Origin of the sequence: Pseudarthrobacter sp. fls2-241-R2A-168 (assembly GCF_030209335.1) — a bacterium.
Lineage (GTDB): Bacteria > Actinomycetota > Actinomycetes > Actinomycetales > Micrococcaceae > Arthrobacter.
Genome location: NZ_JARVSG010000029.1, coordinates 19488 through 39742 on the forward strand (window position 1 = coordinate 19488; position 20255 = coordinate 39742).

Annotated in this window: 12 protein-coding genes; 3 read left to right on the forward strand and 9 right to left on the reverse strand. The window is 61.2% G+C overall.

Going from position 1 to position 20255, the window contains the following annotated elements:
• Window positions 1-688: 688 nt before the first annotated feature.
• From QRN11_RS15480 to QRN11_RS15500, 5 genes are all read right to left on the reverse strand, one after another.
• Complete coding sequence (locus QRN11_RS15480) at window positions 689-1777, reverse strand: ABC transporter ATP-binding protein (protein WP_285313470.1); 1089 nt, start codon at window positions 1775-1777, stop codon at window positions 689-691.
• Complete coding sequence (locus QRN11_RS15485; RefSeq protein ID WP_285313471.1) at window positions 1774-2763, reverse strand: ABC transporter ATP-binding protein; 990 nt, start codon at window positions 2761-2763, stop codon at window positions 1774-1776. The genes QRN11_RS15480 and QRN11_RS15485 overlap by 4 nt, the downstream gene beginning before the upstream one ends.
• Before the next feature lie 2 nt (window positions 2764-2765).
• On the reverse strand, window positions 2766-3626 hold the full coding sequence (locus tag QRN11_RS15490; protein WP_285313472.1) for an ABC transporter permease: 861 nt from the start codon (window positions 3624-3626) through the stop codon (window positions 2766-2768).
• A gap of 77 nt (window positions 3627-3703) precedes the next feature.
• The gene (locus QRN11_RS15495; protein ID WP_285313473.1) at window positions 3704-4660 is read right to left on the reverse strand and encodes an ABC transporter permease; all 957 of its coding nucleotides are present in this window, start codon (window positions 4658-4660) and stop codon (window positions 3704-3706) included.
• A gap of 100 nt (window positions 4661-4760) precedes the next feature.
• A complete protein-coding gene (locus QRN11_RS15500; protein ID WP_285313474.1) occupies window positions 4761-6362 on the reverse strand; it encodes an ABC transporter substrate-binding protein in 1602 nt (533 codons plus the stop codon).
• A 733-nt stretch (window positions 6363-7095) separates the two neighbouring features.
• Between QRN11_RS15500 and QRN11_RS15505 the strand changes: the two genes are divergently transcribed.
• On the forward strand, window positions 7096-8088 hold the full coding sequence (locus QRN11_RS15505) for an NADPH:quinone oxidoreductase family protein (protein ID WP_285313475.1): 993 nt from the start codon (window positions 7096-7098) through the stop codon (window positions 8086-8088).
• Window positions 8089-10118: 2030 nt separating this feature from the next.
• Here QRN11_RS15505 and QRN11_RS15510 read toward each other — a convergent pair.
• Window positions 10119-11375: an MFS transporter gene (locus tag QRN11_RS15510; RefSeq protein WP_285313476.1), complete on the reverse strand. Its 1257-nt coding sequence runs from the start codon at window positions 11373-11375 to the stop codon at window positions 10119-10121.
• Window positions 11376-12453: 1078 nt separating this feature from the next.
• Here QRN11_RS15510 and QRN11_RS15515 point away from each other — a divergent pair.
• The gene (locus tag QRN11_RS15515; protein WP_285313477.1) at window positions 12454-14475 is read left to right on the forward strand and encodes an FAD-dependent oxidoreductase; all 2022 of its coding nucleotides are present in this window, start codon (window positions 12454-12456) and stop codon (window positions 14473-14475) included.
• Between the two features lie 1462 nt (window positions 14476-15937).
• Here QRN11_RS15515 and QRN11_RS15520 read toward each other — a convergent pair.
• Window positions 15938-16486 (reverse strand): VOC family protein, encoded by a 549-nt coding sequence (locus QRN11_RS15520; protein WP_285313478.1) that lies wholly within the window; start codon window positions 16484-16486, stop codon window positions 15938-15940.
• Window positions 16487-17861: 1375 nt separating this feature from the next.
• Between QRN11_RS15520 and cofD the strand changes: the two genes are divergently transcribed.
• A complete protein-coding gene (gene cofD, locus QRN11_RS15525; RefSeq protein ID WP_285313479.1) occupies window positions 17862-18839 on the forward strand; it encodes a 2-phospho-L-lactate transferase in 978 nt (325 codons plus the stop codon).
• Here the strand turns inward: cofD and QRN11_RS15530 are convergent.
• Together QRN11_RS15530 and QRN11_RS15535 are read right to left on the reverse strand one after the other, a co-directional pair.
• Window positions 18819-19409 (reverse strand): NTP transferase domain-containing protein, encoded by a 591-nt coding sequence (locus QRN11_RS15530; protein ID WP_285313480.1) that lies wholly within the window; start codon window positions 19407-19409, stop codon window positions 18819-18821. The genes cofD and QRN11_RS15530 overlap by 21 nt on opposite strands.
• Window positions 19410-19416: 7 nt before the next feature.
• Window positions 19417-20178, reverse strand: coding sequence for a coenzyme F420-0:L-glutamate ligase (locus QRN11_RS15535; RefSeq protein WP_285313481.1), 762 nt, complete (start codon window positions 20176-20178; stop codon window positions 19417-19419).
• Between the last annotated feature and the right edge of the window lie 77 nt (window positions 20179-20255).

The window sequence follows — 20255 nt, forward strand, 5'->3', positions numbered from 1 at the left end:
CTGCACTTTCGCCGCTACGCCCACGATAATCGTCACGAGCCCGGGTAGGACCAGCCCGTGCTCGGGTTGTGTCCGTTGTGACTGGGCCCGCGACTTGGGGTTGGGAAAGACGGCGGGCCCCTCCTCGATGGTGCCCTGCGCTGTGAAGACTGCCTCCGAGTGTTGGCGGCGGACGTGATTTCGGGTGCCGACGAGCTGGCCTGCACGAGAATGGGACGGCCTTGCGGCGTGAGAGGCAGAAACGCTTGGTCTCGCAGCGAGTACTGCCTACCAATATGGTCGATTCCGTGCACTTTGGCGGAGTCGACGCAGACTCCGGCCGCCTTGTCGACCACGATCGCGTCCTTCTCCAACTGTCCCAGAGCTGGAGAAGGACACCCGGGAACTCGTCGGCGCGTTCGTCACGCTTCTCGAGTGAGCGAGCTCGGTGATACCAAGTTTGGTACGGTCGCCGTCGACATGCTGGCGACCACGTTCCAACCGATGCCGCCGCCGACGATGATGTCTCCCGACGAGAAGCGGTGCGCCAGGTCGTACGGGTCGTCGAAGTGGTCGATGCAGTGGCGATCGGACCGGCCCGTTCAGTCGCACCTTTCTGCGCCGCCAGCTTGACGGTGGGACAGCACCCGAGGCAGACTCCATCTACAAATACAGGGTCTGCCTATTGTGTGCGAATAAACCTTGGTGATCACCTGCGAAGGGTGCCAGATGACGGCTCCGGCGTGACCGACGTGGATTCGCCGGCCGTACGGTCCCGGACCGTCGGTATTGGGAGCGAAGACACGGAGCGGCCCTGCAGCTTCGGTCCCACTGTGTGCAGATAGCACTTGGCCATTGTCTGCTCATCTGTGATGAAAGGCTCTGGCATCTCCTCGGCGCAAATGGGCATAGCCCAGGGGCAGCGGGAGCGAAAAACGCACCCCCGGGTGACGGAGCCGGGTCGTGGCACGTCTCCGGGTAGCTCAATTCGTGCCCCGCGCTCCTGACGGGACCGGGCCGAAACCTGCGGCACTGCGGACAGAAGTGCGCGGGTGTATGGATGTCTGGGCGAGGTGAAGATGTCCTTCGGGGCACCTGACTCCACCACGCGGCCGGCGTACATCACCAACACTCGGTGGGCCAGGTGCCGGACAAGGGCCAAATCATGGCTAATGAACAGGTAGGCGATCCCATGCTCCTCTCGAAGCCGCGCGAGCAGCGCCATGATCTGGTTCTGTGTCGAGACATCGAGCGCGGACACCGCCTCGTCGCAGATTATGAGGTCGGGTTCGAAAGCGAGCGCCCTCGCGATGGCGACACGCTGGCGCTGGCCGCCGGAGAACTCGTATGGGTACCGGTCCGCATGACCCGAGCTGAGGCCCACGTCCTCGAGCAGTTGCTGCACCCGGCCGCGCCATTCCGTCCTCGGGAGGCTCGTCTGCCCAAGTGCCTCAGCGATCAGCTGAAACACCGTCATCGCCGGGTTCAGGGACGAGTATGGGTCCTGAAAGATCATCTGGGCTCGCGAGCGCAGCGGCCTCAGTTGCCGCTCGGACAACTGGGTGACGTCCACACCCGCCCACGAGATACGGCCCGTCTCGCTGTCGAGAAGCCGAAGGGCTGCGCGCGCGGTTGTCGACTTACCCGAACCTGACTCACCGACCAATGCGACTGTTTCGTGACGTGCCACCGTGAGGTCAAGATCTGAAACCACACGAAGTCTCTTGGACCGCACGGGACCCTTGACGGGGTAGGAGATGGAAACTTGCTCCATGTCAAGAACTAATTCAGAGTTCATGGTCTGCCTTCCAACTCGATCTCTTCGGCACGTAGGCACCTCACCTGGCGTCCGTCTAATGCGCGCAGCTCCGGGCGTGAATCCACGCATTTAGCTGAGGCAAAAACGCAGCGCGGATGAAACCTGCAGCCCACGGGGAAACGACCGGGCTGCGGCGGCCTGCCTTCAATCCAACCCAGTCTGCTGGTGTCGTCCAACGAATGCACCGATGCCAAGAGCCCCCCCGTGTAAGGGTGCTTCGGCGTGCTGAAGAGCAAGGGAGCCGTTCCGGACTCGACAACCTCACCGGCATAAAGGACGGTAACTTCGCTGCACAACTCCGCCACCGCGCCCAAGTCGTGCGAAATGAACAGAACCGCCATTCCATACTCCGCGGAGAGCCCTCGGATGAGGTCGAGAATTTGTGCTTGCACCGTAACGTCAAGCGCGGTTGTTGGCTCGTCCGCGATTAGCAACTGCGGCTTGCATGCCAGCGCGATCGCAATCATTACGCGTTGTCGCATGCCTCCGGAGAACTCGTGAGGGTAGCGGTCCAGCTGTCGCGTCGGCTCAGGGATCCCTACGTCATTCAGCAGTGCAGCCGCGCGCGTCCGAGCGGCGCCTTTGGACATGCCTTCGTGGTGACGCAGCACCTCACTGATCTGATCTCCGACAGTGAAGGCCGGGTTTAGACTCGACATCGGCTCCTGGAAAACCATGGCCAGCTGCGCCCCCTGGAACCGCCTCAACTCCCGGGGTGATTGGGAGAGTAGATCTACTCCATTGAAGCGGATCTGCCCCCCGACCACCCGGGTGCTCGTCTTTGAGAGCAAACCCATAACCGCCAGAGCGGTGAGCGTCTTTCCGCTTCCTGATTCGCCGACAAGACCTCGGATCTCTTGCCGCGCGACCGTCACGCTCACACCGTCTACAGCCCGGCGCCACCGTCCTTCAGCGGCCACGTCTATCGTCAAATCGACAATCTCTAGTAGGGGAACATCAGACATAACTACTCCTTCACCGGGTGCCGGGTCTCGCGACCCAGGGAGTCCCGAATGCCGTCACCCAAGAGGTTGAACGCCAACACGACTACAGCGATACACAGACCGGGCCAGAGAATCATGTCCGGCGCGGTGAAGATGTTCTGGTACCCGATGGCGATCAGCACGCCCCAACTCGCATCGGGTGGTTGAACACCGAGTCCGAGGAAGCTGAGTGCGGCCTCAGCCAACATCGCGTGGCTTGCCAGCACGGATACAGTCACCGTGAGCGGCGCAACCGTGTGCGGAACGATGTGTCGAGACATGATCTGCCACCTGGGAATTCCCATCGACCGCGCCGCTTCTACGAAGACCTCTTCGCGTACCGCCAAAACCGCCGACCTGGCCATGCGTAAGAACCGCGGCGCGAACAGGATGCCGATCGCAATCATCGCGTTGACGAGTCCCGGCCCCAATGCCGCGATAACAGTCATCGCCAGGATCAGCGGCGGGAACGACATCATTGTGTCCGTTACCCGCATGATCAACCAGTCGGTACGTCCGCCCAGATATCCGGCCAAGAGACCGGGTACCACTCCGAGGGCAGCGCCTACGGCTACTGCCTGCACTGCGGCAAGCAACGAAACCTGGCCTCCGTACAACAGACGACTCACGATGTCCCGCCCGAGATGATCTGTCCCGAGCAGGTGGCCCTCCGAACCGGGGGGTGCAAGCAGGTTCGCCAAGTTCTGGGCATTGGGGTCGTAGGGCGCAAGCACAGGGGCCAAAGCGGAAGCTGCCACGAACAGGGCCAGCACAATCAGAGCCACCACCGCGAGCCGCTCGCGGCGGAAGCGGCGGATGAATCGACGTAGCGGGCGCTCACCCACTACCGCGGCATCGCTACGTTCCGCTGTTGCTGGGACCGCTTCATCGGTTGTCGGGCCCTCCGGGGCCATCTCCGGTATCACGAGAGGTCCAGCTTCGGGTTGAGGTACATAGTCACCAGATCCATCAGGAGATTGACGGTAACCGCCATAACTGTCACGAGAAGGGCCACACCCTGGACTACCGGCATGTCGCGAGTTGAGATGGCCGCCACCGCCAATCGTCCGACGCCGGAGATCGCGAACACCGACTCGATGACCGCCGTTCCGCCGAGAATCACTGCTGCTTGGAGACCGAACGCGGTGACCACTGGGAGCGAAGCGTTCTTCATTCCATGTTTGGCAACCACCACTCGCGGAGGAAGACCTTTCATCTGGGCAGTACGGATGTAATCGTTCTGTAGGACCGACGAGAGCGATGACCTGGTTTGACGCATCAATTCAGCCGCTCCCGTCACGCCGAGGGCAACAACCGGAAGCACAAGATGTCCCGCCCACTCCTCGAAGCCTTCAGTCAAAGGCACATAACCCGCCGTCGGCAACCAACCTAAAGTCACGGAGAAGACAGCGACGAGCATGACTCCAAGCCAGAACGACGGCACAGCGAGTCCGATTGATGCCAAAACGACGCTCCCCCGGTCCCATAAGGACCCGGGCTGCGAAGCTGCGATCATCCCCAGCGGCAGGCCTAGGAACACCGCTATCAGCATGCTTCCCACAGCCAACTGCATTGTTGCCGGAAGTGCTTCGGCAATCAGGACGCCTACAGGCCTTCCTTGGCTTATGGACAACCCAAAGTCTCCGCGAATGGCGCCGCCCGCCCACTCGAGGTAACGGATGATGAACGGGTCGTTAAGACCCAACTCCCCCCGTACGGCCTCCACCTGTTCCCTGGTGGCCGATTCGCCTGCGATCACCGCCGCAGCGTCGCCAGGAATCAAGTACGTCATGGTAAAGACCACGAACGAAACCATGACGAGTATGGGGACTGTGGCCAGAAGTCGCTTCCCGACCATAGCCCAGACGTGGCTGCTCACTGGACGCTCCGAGGGCCCGTCCAGCCGCGTCGCTCCACCATTGAACGAGCCATGCAGCGAAGTAACCCGAACCGCCTGGCTCCAACTTGTGTCATAGTCGTCACTTGGCAGCCACCCCAACACCCCGCAGGGACGGGAGACCGGTCTGGTACGGGCGGAGACCCACGGCGGACTTCCCGCCGACAACCTGAATCGCGGTGTGCATCACCGAAAGCACCGTTTCATCCTCGGTGATGGCCTTGGCCACAGCCTGGAGCGTCTTGGTGCGCTCCTCCGAGGGTGCTGTGTTGAGCGCCGCAGCGAGGGGTTCTGCAACTGATGCGGGCGGAGCGCCGTTGAGGTTGAGCACCGCGTTCTCGCCGATCAGATTCTGGAAGAGAACGGCAGGGTCCGGGTGCCCAAGGTTGTAGATGATGGTGAGGTCGTACTTCCCTGTTCCCCACTCCTGCGTGTGGACCGTGGCCTCAACCGGGACGATCTCAACCTTCGCCCCGACCTTTTCCAGCATTCCTGCGACGCCTTCGGACACGGCCATGGTGGTGGAGACGTTCAACGACAGGAGCCGGATCGTCTTGCCGGCGAGGCCGGAGCTTTCCGCCAACCGCTTCGCCTCCTCCACATCAGCACCGTGCTCAAGATCAGGCACGAACACAGGATGGCTCTTCGGGAACAGCTGGACGTTCGGCTCGCCCTCACCGTAGGTCGCGTTCAATACCGCCGCTCGATCCATCGCCAGATCAACGGCTCGTCGAGCATCAACTGACTTGAACACGCCATTTTGATTTATCGGCATGACGAGCTGTCCGTATTCGGCGGCAGCTGCTTTGTGGAAGCCCGGTCCCAGTGCCTTGAACGACTTCAGGTCCGTGTTCGTTGCCGTGATCTCCCCGGACTTAAGCTGGTTCAGTCGCGACTGCTGATCCGGTACGACCTTCATTTTCAGCACCGCAGCACCCGCTTGATCCTTCACCCATGAGGACTCCGAGCGCTGCAAGTCGACCTCATCCGGCCTGACCGAGGTGATCTGGTACGGGCCGGTCCCGGCCGAAGTCGAGGCCAGATCGCCGCTTTTGATCGCCTTGGGGCTGACCATCATGCCCGCCATCGTCGCGAGCTGACCCAGAGTAGTTCCGCGCTTTTCCCCCAGGGAGAGAACCACGGTCGCGGTGTCAGCAGCTTTGACGGAGGTGATCGAGGCAAGTGCGGCCTGCTGCTGCGGGCCGCCAGCCTTCCCCGCCTCGATATTTGCCACGACCGCCTCGGCGTCAAACGGCTCACCATCGGAAAACGTAACGCCTTCCCGCAGTGTCATCATCAGCGTGGAATCGTCGGTGAACTTCCATTCCTTCGCCAGCTGCGGAGACAGCGTCCCATCGTTGCCCACTGAGACGAGCGTGTCGTAGACGGGACGTAGATACAAGGCGTCCTGAGAATTCGGCGTCTTATGCGGATCCAGCATCGTCGGTGCCACGGGTGCTCCCCAAACAAACGTCGCTGCCCTGTCCATCTCTGCGGTCGAATCAGGTCCGGCGGAGTTGTCCGGAGCTGACTGGCTGCGCGCACTGCAACCCGCGAGCACGATCGCGGCTCCGGCCATCAGGCTGACAGCGCTAAGAAGCACATGGCCGCGCTTAGCGCCTGAATCCCGTTTCTGCTTCCCGTCGGTTGTCGTCGTGTGGTCTTCAATCGGCTTGAACCTCAATGTCCATGACCTTTCCTTTGGGGGCGGGGTCCACGTGGGTGGCAGCCTCTTGCCGCCGTCGACAGTTACGTTCTAAGGCTGTCGATTGCATTCCTGTCATTCATAGGTATGAACCGCCTCTTTAGTGAAGATTATCCGCCCTTCACCCCGTCGTCAACGGTCCGTGAATTGCAGCCCCTGTTCGAGATGGAGATCATCCGAACGGAGCGCCCCGGGTGATGCCGAATCCGCATCCTTCTCGTCCGCATGTCCGACGCACTTGTGGGACATCTGTGCCAAGCATGTCGTGATGGTGTTTGCCACTCGGGCTCCGCGAAGCCGATCGCCCTGGCTTTGGTGGGTACGACCCCCGGGCGTCCCGTGGCACCAGTTACGGGTTTATCGTCAGACCCGTCGCCTGGCTAGTGACCTATCTCGAGCCTGCTCTCCCCGAATGTATTCCTGGGATATCCCGCCGTCTATCAACTTGCGGCCAAAATTCGGCTCTTCGAGGGGATTGGCTTCTTGTGGAATCGGAGAGTGTAGCGCGCGCAGTTGTTGTATAGCGCGCAGTTGTTGTATAGACAGTAGGAGCTGCTCGGAGGTGCACCAACTGATCCAGTCTAAAATTCACACTCATTAGAATGAATAGGGTGTGGCTGGTTTACCCTCAGCCGGGCCTCCTACCCGCCGTCTGGCGGTGAAGCGCAGACGCAGTCGACTGACGCTCAACCACGAAGGGACGTTTGGCAAGATGATCCACCCTAAAGTGATGCGCGCTGTCCGCAACACGACACATGGCGGACCGCACGCCCTGAGGCTGGACGAAGTTCCCCTACCCGTGCCCGCGAACGACGAAGTGCTCATCCGCGTTGAGGCGGCGGGTGTGACATTCCCCGATGTCCTGCAGACACGGGGCGACTACCAATTACGGATCCCCCTTCCGTTCACAGTCGGGTGCGAGTTCGCCGGAGTGATAGTGGGTGCACCCGCCATGTCACCTTACGCCGTCGGTGACAGAGTGGCGGCGATCGGCCCCGCAGGGGCATTCGCCGAATATGCGGTGGCAAACGAGAAACAGGTGCTCCCGCTGCCAGACTCGGTAGACTTCCTGCGCGCCGCGGGAATGCCGATGAACGTATTGACCGCTGACTTCGCCGTGCAACAAAGAGGCAATCTGCGCGCCGGAGAAACCGTTTTGATACACGGTGCTGCGGGAGGACTGGGTGTCGCGCTCATCCAGCGTGCCAAGCTGGCTGGAGCGAGGGTGATAGCGGTGGTCTCAACCCCCGCCAAGGAGGTCGTCGCCCGCGGCGCCGGGGCTGACGTCGTGATTCATCCCGACGGATTCCTCCAGGAGATCCGGCAAATAACGAGTGGCCGCGGAATCGATATGGTGCTCGATCCCGTTGGCGGTGACCGGTTCACAGACTCGCTGAGATCACTGGCGGCGAATGGACGGCTATTGGTGCTCGGATTCGCCGGTCGGAGCATCCCCACCGTGAAGGTAAACCGTCTTCTCCTCAACAACATCGCGGTGGTCGGTGTGGGCTGGGGCGGACTTATGGCAAACGGACGGATCTCCCCCCATGAGCAGTGGATGAATCTACTGCCCGAGATCCAATCGGGCAGGTTCGACCCGGTAATTGGGGACGTCGTCCCATTCGATCGAGCCCTGCAAGCCATCGCGAGCCTCGACGAGCGCCGCGCAGCCGGAAAGATCCTCATTCAAGTCGGCACGGGTTAGGGCAGAAATCGCACACGCAGCGGAACCGTCACGCTCATCCCAACCAGCTTCTCCAGGTGCGGCCTACATCGAAGGGCCTCCCCCAGAACTTTGATGTCGACGAGCTTGGTACGGCGGCTCTGGGATATTTGCGTATGTCTTTGTCGACTGGGCGCCGCGGGACGGGGTGCGGGTGGTCATGCTGGCCATCCCAGCCGCCGCGAGGATGAGCTTGCAACGCTAAGCATCCAGACGATCCCGTTCCGCGTAACATGCTCCCATTCGGCCTGCTGCTGCAAGGCCTCCAATAGATGAACAGTGCACAACTGGCCTCCCGGGCGTGAGAGTCAAGCTGATGTGGCCGGCCATTACCGCTGACCCGGCTGCCGCTGTCGCGTCGTATACCTGTGTGTAGCCCACTGGGTTAGCGACGTCGATGAGCGCCTCGATGAAGGACCTCAACGCCGGGAATCGTTGGCGGGCGCAGATTTCCTAAAAGGCCCGCGGCCTGCAGAGTCGCAGGGCTCTGGAGCCCAACGAAGTTGGCGAAGTCTGCTGCCGCAAATCGTTAGGCCCTACGATTGCCTTGGGAGTGTGGCAGCCGACGCCTCCGCGTGAGGGACTTCAAGAGGTCGCCAGGAGCTGGTGAACTGCGGTCATATGGTCATCCTTGGAGGGGTGTTTAAGCTGAGCCTGGCGTACCTTCGTCAAGGGGAAGACACCAGCATCTTGTCAAGGGGCGCGTTCTGCTATGGCGGGAGCTCGTAGACGATAAAGCTCGGCCGGTGACGCCTATACTCTGGGACGTGACGTGCTCTCGAAAGCTTCTTCAAACACCTACCTGCCGTACTCGACGTATAGCGGAGAAGAATCCGCGATCGCGTTCCTGGTGTCCGGAGCCTGGTCAGCGGGCATCCGACTGAGGTCCCGTTGATCCATTTTGTCGGCGCACGTGGTGATCCGTGGGGGGGTGCCGTTCCGCCGCTCTTGATATGTGGGGAAAAACGTTGTAATACCCGGGAACGGCCCTGCATTGGTCCAGCCAGTTTCGCACGGAATGCAAACAACGAGTCGCGCATAATGCTGGTTGCCGTATCGACAGTGATGCTGCTCACTGTCGTGTAAGGCGCAGGTGCACGCCGCGGAAAAGACGGCCAAGGAGCTCGGCATTCATATCACCGTGTTCGACGGGGCACAGGACCCCCAGCAAACAGCTCAACCAGATGTAGGCCGCACTGTAACCGGGCAACTTTGACGCGCTGTTAGAGGCCCCAACGATGGTTCGGCCCTTTGCAAATCGCTGTTGAGATCTGGGCGGCGGACATTTTGAACCTCGTGGGTAGTAACAGCGCCGGCTTGTTCATCGACAGTTGGTTCGCCGCATCGGCAAAGGCCAACCGGGCGAGCAAAGGTCGGGCTCGTTATGGGCCTGCCGGTCCAAGAGCATCGTAGACGTCCCTATTAGGACGTTCGCGGAGGACAATGTGGACTACACAATTGACCCGTATATACCGACTACACTGCGGCCAATGCGTTCAAGAAGACGCAGACCTATCTGCAGGCCCACCCGGATACGACCCTCCTCCTGTCGGCGTACTCGCCCAACATCTCGCACGGCCTTACCGGGGCTGTGAAAGAGGCTGGCCTTCAAAGGACAGATCAACATCGTGGATCTGGGCTTCGGCAAGTTCCTAATGGAACAGTACGGGCTGGGACTGTTCGCGCCAGCCGGCGATGCCGCCCCTCGTTTTGTTGATGACTCGTTTCCTGACCCTAACTTCGCTTCGCATCAAACATGTCGGCGACAGTATCCGGCAGTTGCCCGGTCTCCCAGGTTCATGCTTGCCTCGATGATGAACGAACGATCGACGATGGGTAGCGGGTGCCCCTCCTTGTCCTGGCCGCAGCCACCAAGGCATTTGCCTTCAACGTCCCCCACACGCCTCGCTTCTACAGCGCGCTCCACGGGATAAGCCTTGAGCAGATGCTTCCGCAGCCCCTAAAATCGCCGCTTACGTCATCACCAACTCCAGCCGGCCCGTCGGCAGCCGCTACAACTTGACCCCAGCAGCGGCACCCCCCACATGAGCACCCACGGGCCGACGGGCTTCCGGCTTCCGCCCGTGCACTAGGAGGTAGACCCCGATCGTGAGGACCACAGACGCGGACAGGGCCGCATACATTCCGGCAAATCCGGTCAGCGGGAGGAAAGCGCCCAGCAGCACCGGGCCGAAGCCCACACCGACATCCAGGAGCACGTAGAAGGTGGAGATAGCCAGGCCGATCCGCGCTTCGGGCACAGCCTTGACCGCCATGGCCTGAACGCTGGGCATCAGGCCGCCGAAGCCCAGGCCGCTGCACACCGCCGCGAACATGATCGTGAGGACGCCGGGCTGGAACGCCAGCAGCGCCAGGCCCACTGCAAATATCAGCAGCATCGGATACATGACTATGTTGTCACCGCGGCGGTCCTGAATTCGTCCGACGACGAGCCGGGCGACAAGGACGGCGATGGCGTAGACCAGGAAGAACAAGGCGGCCATGGAATCCCGCCCTTGTTCCCGCGTGTACGAGGTCAGGAACGCGACGATACCGGAGTAGGCGAAGCCGCCCAGCAGCGTGACCACCGAAATCGGTAGGGCGTCCTTTTCCACAAATGAGGTCAGGCTGAGGCGCCTCCTGCCCATCCGAGACGGAGCCGGAGCCGATGGACTCGATGCAAGAACAGGGGAGGCGCCGGGCAGGCGGACTAGCAATCCCACCAGCAGAGCACAGATCGAGGACGCGGTGCAAAACCAGAAGATGCCATGGTAGTTGCCGCCCGCAGAGAGCACCACAGCCAAGAACGGACCGACGGCGGTCGAGCTCGTTGTGGCAACTCCGAAGTAGCCGGTGCCCGCGCTGCGCCGCGCTGGCGGGATGAGCCCCTGCACCCCGGCAGCGAGTGTGGTATTTCCCGCCCCAAAGGCCATGCCGTGCAGCAGCCGCAGTGTCAGCAGCAGTCCGAGCGAGCCGCTGGGAATGTAAAGGCAGGACAAGATCGTACAGGCCGCGAGACTCACGATAAGCATCCGCTTACGCCCCACGACCTCCATGAGCCTGCCGGCAAATAGCCGAGCCACCACCGAGCCGATGATAAAGGAACTGGACGCCAGGCCCGCCACGCTGTCCGACGCCTCGAACCGCTCACCGGCGTAGAGCGCCATCGAAACTATCAGGAGGTAGTGGACCATCGTAATGAAAAAATTTGTGACCAGCGCCAGGATGAAATCCTTCGTCCATAGCGTATTTGTCTGCTCAACTGCCACGTTCGACAATGCTTCCTCTCCTCGACCTACTTTTGCATGCTTGCCTTCGCACCATTCGTTATCTAGTACTTGTAGGAGACCTGGGTTCTGCTCCGGGCCGGATTACTTGGCGGCTGAAGCCGCGAGCTCGTGGCGCCACGGCGCTATTCCCGGTGTCTCCCAGCAGTGACCTCATCAAGGGCAGGGAAGCGAGGTCTGCGGCCGCCACATCGACCTCGATCCGGGCGGGAGTACTTTGGTATTGGCCCCGCTGATAACGACGACGAGATGTGCGCCCTCGCTGGGGAACAGCACTACGGTCTCGCGGTCCATTCGGGAGGCGCTCTGGAGAAGCACGCGATCTTGCCTTCGGGATATCAGCTTCTCCTGCCTGCATACAACCGTGCCCATTCCATGGCGGCTGCGCCGGGGGTCATTGGGGTCATCGCCAGCGCCCCCCACGAGTGAGCCACCAGCCGACGGCGTCAGAAGATTGCCGCCGACTTCACGCATGAACTCTGACAGACCCTCGGCCCCGCTCTTTAATTTGGCCGCTGGGGTCTCGTGGACAAACGTCATCTGCAGCGCCTTTCACTTGGAACCTACGCTTGAACCAGCCAGCGATACCGAAATGTCGCCCGTAATGCTTCGACACCAACAGCCTGCCGCAAGAAGTTCATTCGAAATACCCAGCATTTAGGCGGCCTAAACCCTTCGGCTGTTGTCACAAAGCGCCAATGCAAGACTGGGCATCGTCGACTTCAGACGAATCCACCTTTGCCCTAGATTACCGTATTCATACGAATTAATACCTAGAAGAAATATGCTGAAGGCATCCAGCAGCACAGCGGTCCAGCGATGGTAGGGGCTCGGTCGCGAAAGGGACGATCTCCGACGGCGACGCGGCGACGTGAGCTACTCCCCGTCGGAACGTCCATCGTCGAAGCCTTAACAACGTGTGCCGGCATTTTCGGCCTTGAACTCCATGCCCACCTCGATCGATTGAGCACAGAGGTAGACCACACGGCTAGCTGCAGTCGAAGCCGTTGAGCAGATGCGAGGCGTTGACCGGGATCAGGCAGTATGCAATTCTATGGGAATGGATATTAAGATTAAGGCTAACAACGCCCTGGAGCAGCTGTTCACTCCTATTAAGCTGGGCCCCCTTGTGGCGCGCAGTCGCGTCATGATGTCGCCGCACCAGTCCGCGATCGGAAGCCTGTGGGGCACGGAGGAGGAGGCCGCGAAGAACCTGGCCTATCTGCGTCTCCGGGCGGAGTCCGGCATCGCCTGGGCCACAATCCCCGGTCGGATGCGCAACTTCTACAACCTCGGATTCGAGCCGTCCGGACTCAGCGCAGAGACCGGAGGAATCTTCCGGAACCCGCTCTATGCGGAGCGCGTTCCGCGGTTCGTGGAAGTGATGCACGAAGCGGGTGCGCTCGCCGCCGCGCAGTTCACCTTGATCGGCGGGTACCCGCACAGTCCGTCGGCGACCATGAGCAACCAATGGTCGAACCAGATGCCGCATGTGCTGACCCGGGACGAGGTCCGGCAGTTTGTGAAGGAGTACGGCGACTCGGCGCGAATCGCTGCCGATGCCGGCATCGATATCTTCGAGCTCCACGCCAATCACGACGACCTGCACGAGTGGTTCCTGTCGCCGCTGACCAACAAGCGTACGGACGAGTACGGCGGCGATCTTGCCGGCCGACTCCGGTTCACCGAGGAGACCCTCCGGGCGATGCGCGCCGAGATCGGGCCCGACAAGGTTCTCGGTGTTCGGATGAATATGTTCGAGGACGACGGATACGACCTCGAGGGCGGTCTTGAGATCGTCCGTGCCCTCGATGCCATGGGTCTGGTGGACTACTTCCACATGGTGATCGGTACGCCCTGGGGAAACCCCAGCTACATCCAGCCCCACTTCCACGAGCCCGGTGGCTGGTCGCAATACGCTCGCCGCTTCCGTGAAGCGGTGTCCGTGCCGGTGGTGCACACAGGACTCGTCAGCAGCCTCGAGGTGGCGGCCCGCATCATCGAGTCCGGCGAGGCGGACATCGTGGGCATGTCTCGGGCGCACATCGCCGACGGAGAGCTTCTGGCCAAGGCGAAGGCCGGCAAGGCGGAGTCCGTTCGGCCGTGCGTGGGTGGTAACGAATGCATCAACCGTCGCTACACGGACGGGCTGCCCTTCGGCTGTGCGGTCAACCCCCATGCTGGTCGCGAATACAAGGAGGTGTGGGGCGTTCGGCGGATGTCGCGTGATCTCGTCGTCGTCGGAGGCGGCCCTGCCGGACTGGAGCTCGCGGCACTGGCCGCCGAGTCGGGCGCCAAGGTGACCCTGTTCGAGCGCGCGGAGGAACTGGGCGGTCAGCTGCGTATCGCGGCCAATGCGCCCTCCTTCGGTCGGTACGGGGATTACCTCGACTGGCAGGTCAAGCGAGTGCATGACCTCGGCATCGATGTCCGGCTGGGTTCGAAATTCGAGGTCGGGGATGAGAAGGACGTCCCCACAGGCACAGTTCTCGCCTTCGCGACTGGGGCCGTCGAACGAGTGCCCGACATCGCCGGTGTCACCGCTGACCACGTGCTGCGCTCACGAGACGTGATCAGCGGCCGCGCCACGACGGGACAGTCAGTCGCCGTCGTGGTGCAGGATGACCATATGCCGCCGATTGCCCTCGCCGAGCACCTCGCAGTCCAGGGCGTCAAGGTCACGATGTTCTACCCCACGCAAGGCCCCGCCCAGCTGGTAGGCAAGTACATCGTCGGTTCCGCGCTCGGTCGACTGGACGCACTCGGCGTCACGATCCGGACGATGGAGCAGGTCATCGGGATCGAGGGGGACTCCGTGCGCGTGCGGCACCTGTATTCGCGTGTCGAGACCTCGATCGGCGGCTTCGACAACGTCGTCCTGTCCTGTGGAGGGGAATCCGACGCGGCTACGTTTAACAGCATCGCTGCAGCGCGACCCGACGTCCACGTGCTCGGCGACGCCTACGCACCCCGTCGTCTGGTGTTCGCGACCCGCCAGGCAATCGCACTCGCTGACCTGCTGGTTACTGACTCAGCCGTCAGGTCTAATGAGCAGGTCCCCGTACGAACCGGCGCCCTTTAACCGTAGTTTCGGCTATGCGCGGGAGGACAACGCACGCTAGCGTATCCCACTCCTCCGTGCGACTAAGGCCATACCGGCCGGCTGAGAGGGACAGACCACACCACCTGTGTGTGGCCTGTCCCTCGGCCGGTCCCTCAGAGCCGGGATCAGGTGGAGCCTTGCAGCACCGTGCTTGCGGAACAGCTCCAGTCTGCCAGCACCCGCTGCTTAGGGATTTCGAAGCACTGCATCCGGAAGACCACCTGGGGTCGCCTCGATGCTTTCGAGCTCCTTGAGCACCTTCACCGCCAGGGCGGATCGGATAGGGTGCAGGGCTCGCGCACCTTATTCTCCGCATCCTCGGCCTCGGCGAAGTGAGTACAAGGTTGCCACTTACTGCGAATGACTTGGACCACGGTGAATCCGAGCCACCGCGACTTCAACCGTCCCTGGTGTGGCACTGTTACCTTGCGACTAATCTCACGACTGCATAAGGGTCGATGTCGAGGATGGTGTACCCGGGCGGGAACTGCGGCGAGGCGAATAATATCGTCAAAGCAGGACAATTTTCTTCGCGGGGAACGGGACCCCGACGTCGCTGTCCCTGGGCTTCAGCGACCAGCAGCGAGCTATGGGCCGCGCGGGGACGGATGATGTGATCTGTGTATTTCGAGCACGGCCATCCAGGTCGTTCCGCGGACATATCGAGCGTGGCAAAACGCTAAACCTTCCGAACACACCGCTCCGACGCGATCATCGATGACGCCTTAGAAACCAAACCGGAACACCGGAGGGAACGTTGGCAGACGGAGGATGACCGCCTGGCTGCGCCGACAGGGGTACGACGTGTCCCGACCTATTGGACCCCAGCTCAGGGGTCCCTCCGAACACAACGACGCCGCGAACTTCGCCTATTTCAGGACTTGGTCCGGGCCTTCTGCGTCACGTTCTGATCAACTGCTATTCGAGCGGGCGTCGGTGGGCAGGCGCCACCACAAAGCAGGCAGCATGGGTGACAATGGCGCTCCGGATGGCGCCTTCGGCGGCGTGACCGCCAGACCATCCCGCTTGCGGCGGACTCATGCATTACAGCGACGCCAGTCTCAGTACATGTTGGTTTATTTCGCAGAGACCCTAGTGTTGGAGGCCAACGCAGCGTCGCTCCGATCCGTCGGACACCTATGATAATAATCCCGCCGAGATCCAATCGCATTGTTCGAAGCGGAAGTGATCCGTGACTGCAGTCCCTTCTGCGGCTGACGTTACAAACATCGAACAACGTCCTATGGGTGACCTCGCCTGCATCGACTGGTATCAGACCCGCCGCTCTACTCGACCATCGGGACGTACCACCCGATAAACACAAGGCCGGGCAGCTACTTCGGTAGCCTCACCCGACATCCCGTTCGAGATGTCATCCGCATAGAAGTGGCAGACAACCGGGATCGGTTCATCATTAGAGGGCCCCTGCAGATCGCCGCGCTCAGAAAAGAAGAGGCTCCAGGCTCCTGATCGGGTCCGTCCCGTCCCAACCCTCGGCGGCTTCGCGCACGATTTTGTACATCTTCTGACCCACCTCGCTGTCGTCACAAATTTCTATGAAGCAACCCACAGTGTCGCGCGCATCCAAGTAGCAGAAGCGGGGTCCCCCCTCGCCCCATTGTCCTTCTGTGACGAGGACGGATCCTTCCGCTTGAAGTTTCGCGACGGCCTCGTCGTAGTCACCGTAAGCGCGACAAATGTGGTGGAAGCCGGCCGCTCCAGAGGGTTCCGCATCGGTGTAGGCGGAAGGTTGGTCGCTGGTCTGTTGGATCAACTCGATCTGGACCGGTCCCGCCTGCGCGAGGCCGATCACCATGCTGAGGGAACTCGGTTCACCCCGGTACGTCGCAGGCACCTGAGTGTCGAGTGTGAAAAACGGGCCGACTCCAAGGTTCAGCCACTGCGACATCGATTGTTTAAGATCACGGACCACCCATGCGATCTGAACGACGGGCATACCTGAAAGGCGCTCGGTCAAAAAACCAGTCATTATTGCTCCTATTTCGTGCGCGGCCGACGATCAGAGGACTGCCTCAGATTGTTCGGGAGAACGCAGGCTCCTCCGCGCGAATGTGTTTGGTTGACGGCAAAATTACCAGTATTACCTTTATGATCATTGCAACGATACAGACTGTCAAGAGCTATTGGTGCCGCTGTGCGACCCGCGTGGCGCGTCGCGGTTTCCCTCGGGCGTAGCGACACCGCAGCGCCGATAGGATGCCTTTCCTTTCGCTTTCTGTGTTGCTGGCCTCCATCAGGCAACTTCGCAAGATCCTCGACGGCATGCTTACCGACCTAGGGAATCCCCCCTGGTATCCAGGCCGGTCGCATTTATCAAGCTGGAGGGCGGACCGGGCATCTGCACCTGCCCTAGCCTGCTGCCGATCAGTTCAAGGCCATAGCGGTGCCGGAATTCGGGATTCCTTGGCACCGTGGTCGCCTAGGAACTGTCGCCGTGGCGGCTTACGAACTCGGCATCAAAAGGACTACAGGCCAGACGTGGGCTAATGCTGCCGGGATTGGGCGTAAGCGCCAGTTTTATAGGCGGAGAAGGAACAGTTTCAGGGTGTTCTGGACCGACGGGCAGCATTGTGGCGAATACCAGTAGTTCGGGCTGAGACGGAATCGCAGACGATCGAGCCGGCTGGCACAATCCTGCTGGGAGAAAGGCGCGGGCTGCGAGGACTGTGAAGGCTGATACGCCGCAACGCTCTTCGGCCGAGGTAATTAAGGAGTATTTCAGCGTACTGCATCGGCAGCGTCAGCGCGGCAACTAGGCCTGAGCGCTCCACCGGCTCGAACTGGGCCATCGATGCCAGCCTTGCCTCTAATCCTTGTGATGTCCATCGGAGAAACAACTTCACTGCCTGCGCGTGCGCCAAGAAGGAGCTGACCCGAGGGACTCCGCCATCTCGGTTCGTGCCAGCAAACAGAGCTGGCTAAATGTGCCACGATAACGAGCAGATGTTCGTGAGCACCAAGGAGCTATCAGAACACACCATCAATTATGTGATGCTGAACACCTGTCGGTGGACCACCGGCAGATTCGGGCAACGGGCTGCTTGAAACGCGTACACTGCCGGAGCACCTGCCCGTATCCCCGACCTGGGACCAGGCGCCGAAATGACCAAACGCAGGGCCTGCAGCAGCGCCACTGACAAGACCTATGATTCTGCCATGCCACAAGCCCCTGGCAACGCGGATGCGAGGACAACACCACCGGACTACTGGTCCAATACTTCCCAAGGCACTCAGTTGGGCTTCCTGACCCTATTTTCGGTTGGCTGCAACACGAGAGGCCGATTCAGCCACCGTCTCGCCGTCGCGGTGTGTTCACGGTTTGTGCGCGCCGATAGAATCTCTGAGTGAGGATTACGATTCTATCTGGTGGCGTGGGCGGCGCCCGCTTCATCCGCGGCGTCCGCGAAGCATGTCGACGTTCCTTGGCTGGGACGTCCCCTAAGGACGAGATCACCGCCATCGTGAATGTCAGCGATGACATGTGGCTGACGGGTCTCAGGATTGCGCCGGATCTGGATTCGATCATGTACACGCTGGCGGGCGAATCAGACGAGGAACGAGGGTGGGGTCGCGTTGGGGACACATCTCGGGTAAGTTCGGAATTGCGCGCCAACGGAGTTGGGTGGCCTTGGTTCACTCTCGGCGACCTTGATATTGGGACCCACTTATCGAGGACCGAACTGCTTCGACAAGGCCTCACACTGACCGAGGTGACAGCGAAGCTGACCTCGCGGTGGCCGCTTGGAGTGACTTTGCTTCCTGCCTCTGATGACGAAACTGAGACTCACGTCCGAACCGACAACGGTGCGATCATGCATTTCCAGGAGTGGTGGACGCGTCACAGGGCACGGCTCCCGGTCGCGGAATTTATTTACTCGAAAGTCGAACAAGCACGACCGACGCCTAACGTTCTGGAGGCCATTCGTTCCTCGAGCCTCGTCCTTTTCGCACCATCAAATCCCATCGTGTCGATAGGACCCATCCTCGCCCTGCCCGGAATCGCCGATGCGATCTCAGAAACACGCGCACCGGTGGTCGGGGTCTCGCCGATCATATCCGGTTCGGTCGTCAGGGGCATGGCGGACGCCTGTCTCAGCGCGGTCGGAGTCGCGACCGCCGCGGACGCTGTTGCGCTGAGATACGGCTCTCGCTCGGGTGGAGGGCTTCTCGACGCTTGGCTGATCGATGAATCGGATGCTGCACTTGCTCCCGACATTGAGCGTGCAGGAATTCGAGCGGCGGCTGTCCCCCTGTGGATGCGGGATTTGGATACGAGCTCAGCTCTCGCATCCGCAGCAATTTCAGTCGGGCTGAACTCCTAGAAGGCTGCACTCCTCGAGTATCCCTCGTGTGCGGGCCCCCAGCCGAGCCGAGGGGATACCCCGCAAGTGAGTTTGCGTGTCCACGTCGCGCCTCAGGCCCGATTGCACATCGACCTGGAGCTCGACGTAGCCCCAGTCCTGATGCGCCACCCGGGACTGAGGGCCGAAGGCTGGACGATGAGCGAAGCCAGCACGTGCCGTGATGAGGGTAGTGCCCTCCCCCTCAGCATCGGGCACAAAAGTACCGGGAAATTGAAGGGCGGCATCGAGCGCTTCCGTCAATTCGCCAGGCTGCAAGGCGGGAAGATCTCCCAGGAGGACTGCGCGGTTTCCGCTTTTGGCCGCGGCCAGACCCTGGTTTGCGGCGGCGTTGAGGCCGCCGCCATGGTCTATGACGACACGAGAGCCCAGATGCAGAAACAACTCTGCTGCCGATGCACTGGTCACGACCAATACCTCTGCCGCCGCGAGGGCTGCTTCGACGGTGTCGAGGGCGATCGCGAGAGGAAGTCCGGGGATCGGGTCCATTCGTGATTTCGCCTGTGGTGTTCCCTTGACGGGGATGATCACCGTCCAGTCAGTCCTTCGCACGTCGCCCCGCCTCAAAACCCTCCGCCCACGCTTCCTCGGTCCCGAGGCTGAACATGTCGTTTTCTCTCGGGCGTACAAGTGCAGTGGCGCCCGGCTCATCCATTTCACCAACCAGATGTCCCAGTCCGCGAACAATCGCCAGAGGCAATCCTCGTGATTTACCCTTCACAAGATCCACAGCACCGGCCACTTCGTCGGCTGTCGCAGCGATTGTGACGCTTAGTTCTCGTCCATCCGCGTCCCGCGTACCGCGAAGATCGTCGAGTACCCGCAAACCCGCGGCACCTATCGCCACGTCCGTCTGGCCTTCGCGCCAGGGCCGCCCGAAAGTGTCGGTGATGATGACGCCAATTGAGACGCGGAATCGCTCACGGAGAGCCAAGGCGATACGCCGAGCGGACGCGTCAGGATCTGTTGGCAACAGCAGTACCAGTCCGTCGGGAACGTTGCTGGCATCGACGCCGGCCGCTGCCATGACCATCCCGAATCGGTTCTCGACGATTCGCGTAACACCACCCGGATAGGCCCTCGTCGCTACCACCCGGACAGTCTCCGATGTTATTGCCTCTTCCCGATCTGCGAACGCCGCAAATCGCCCTTCGGCTTTGCTCACGATCTTCGACGTGATCGCTAGAATGTCGCCGTCCTCCAACGCCACCAGGTCGCCGATAAGTTGTATGAGATCGTCGCCTGGGACAATCTCCGGGATGCCTTCGACGGCAAAAACGGTGAACTGGGCACTGGTCATGATTATCTCCTTTGCTCGGCGCGTGGCATCCCGGCGTGAAAGTCATTGCAACAAAGGCGAGATCCTGATTTTGCGCA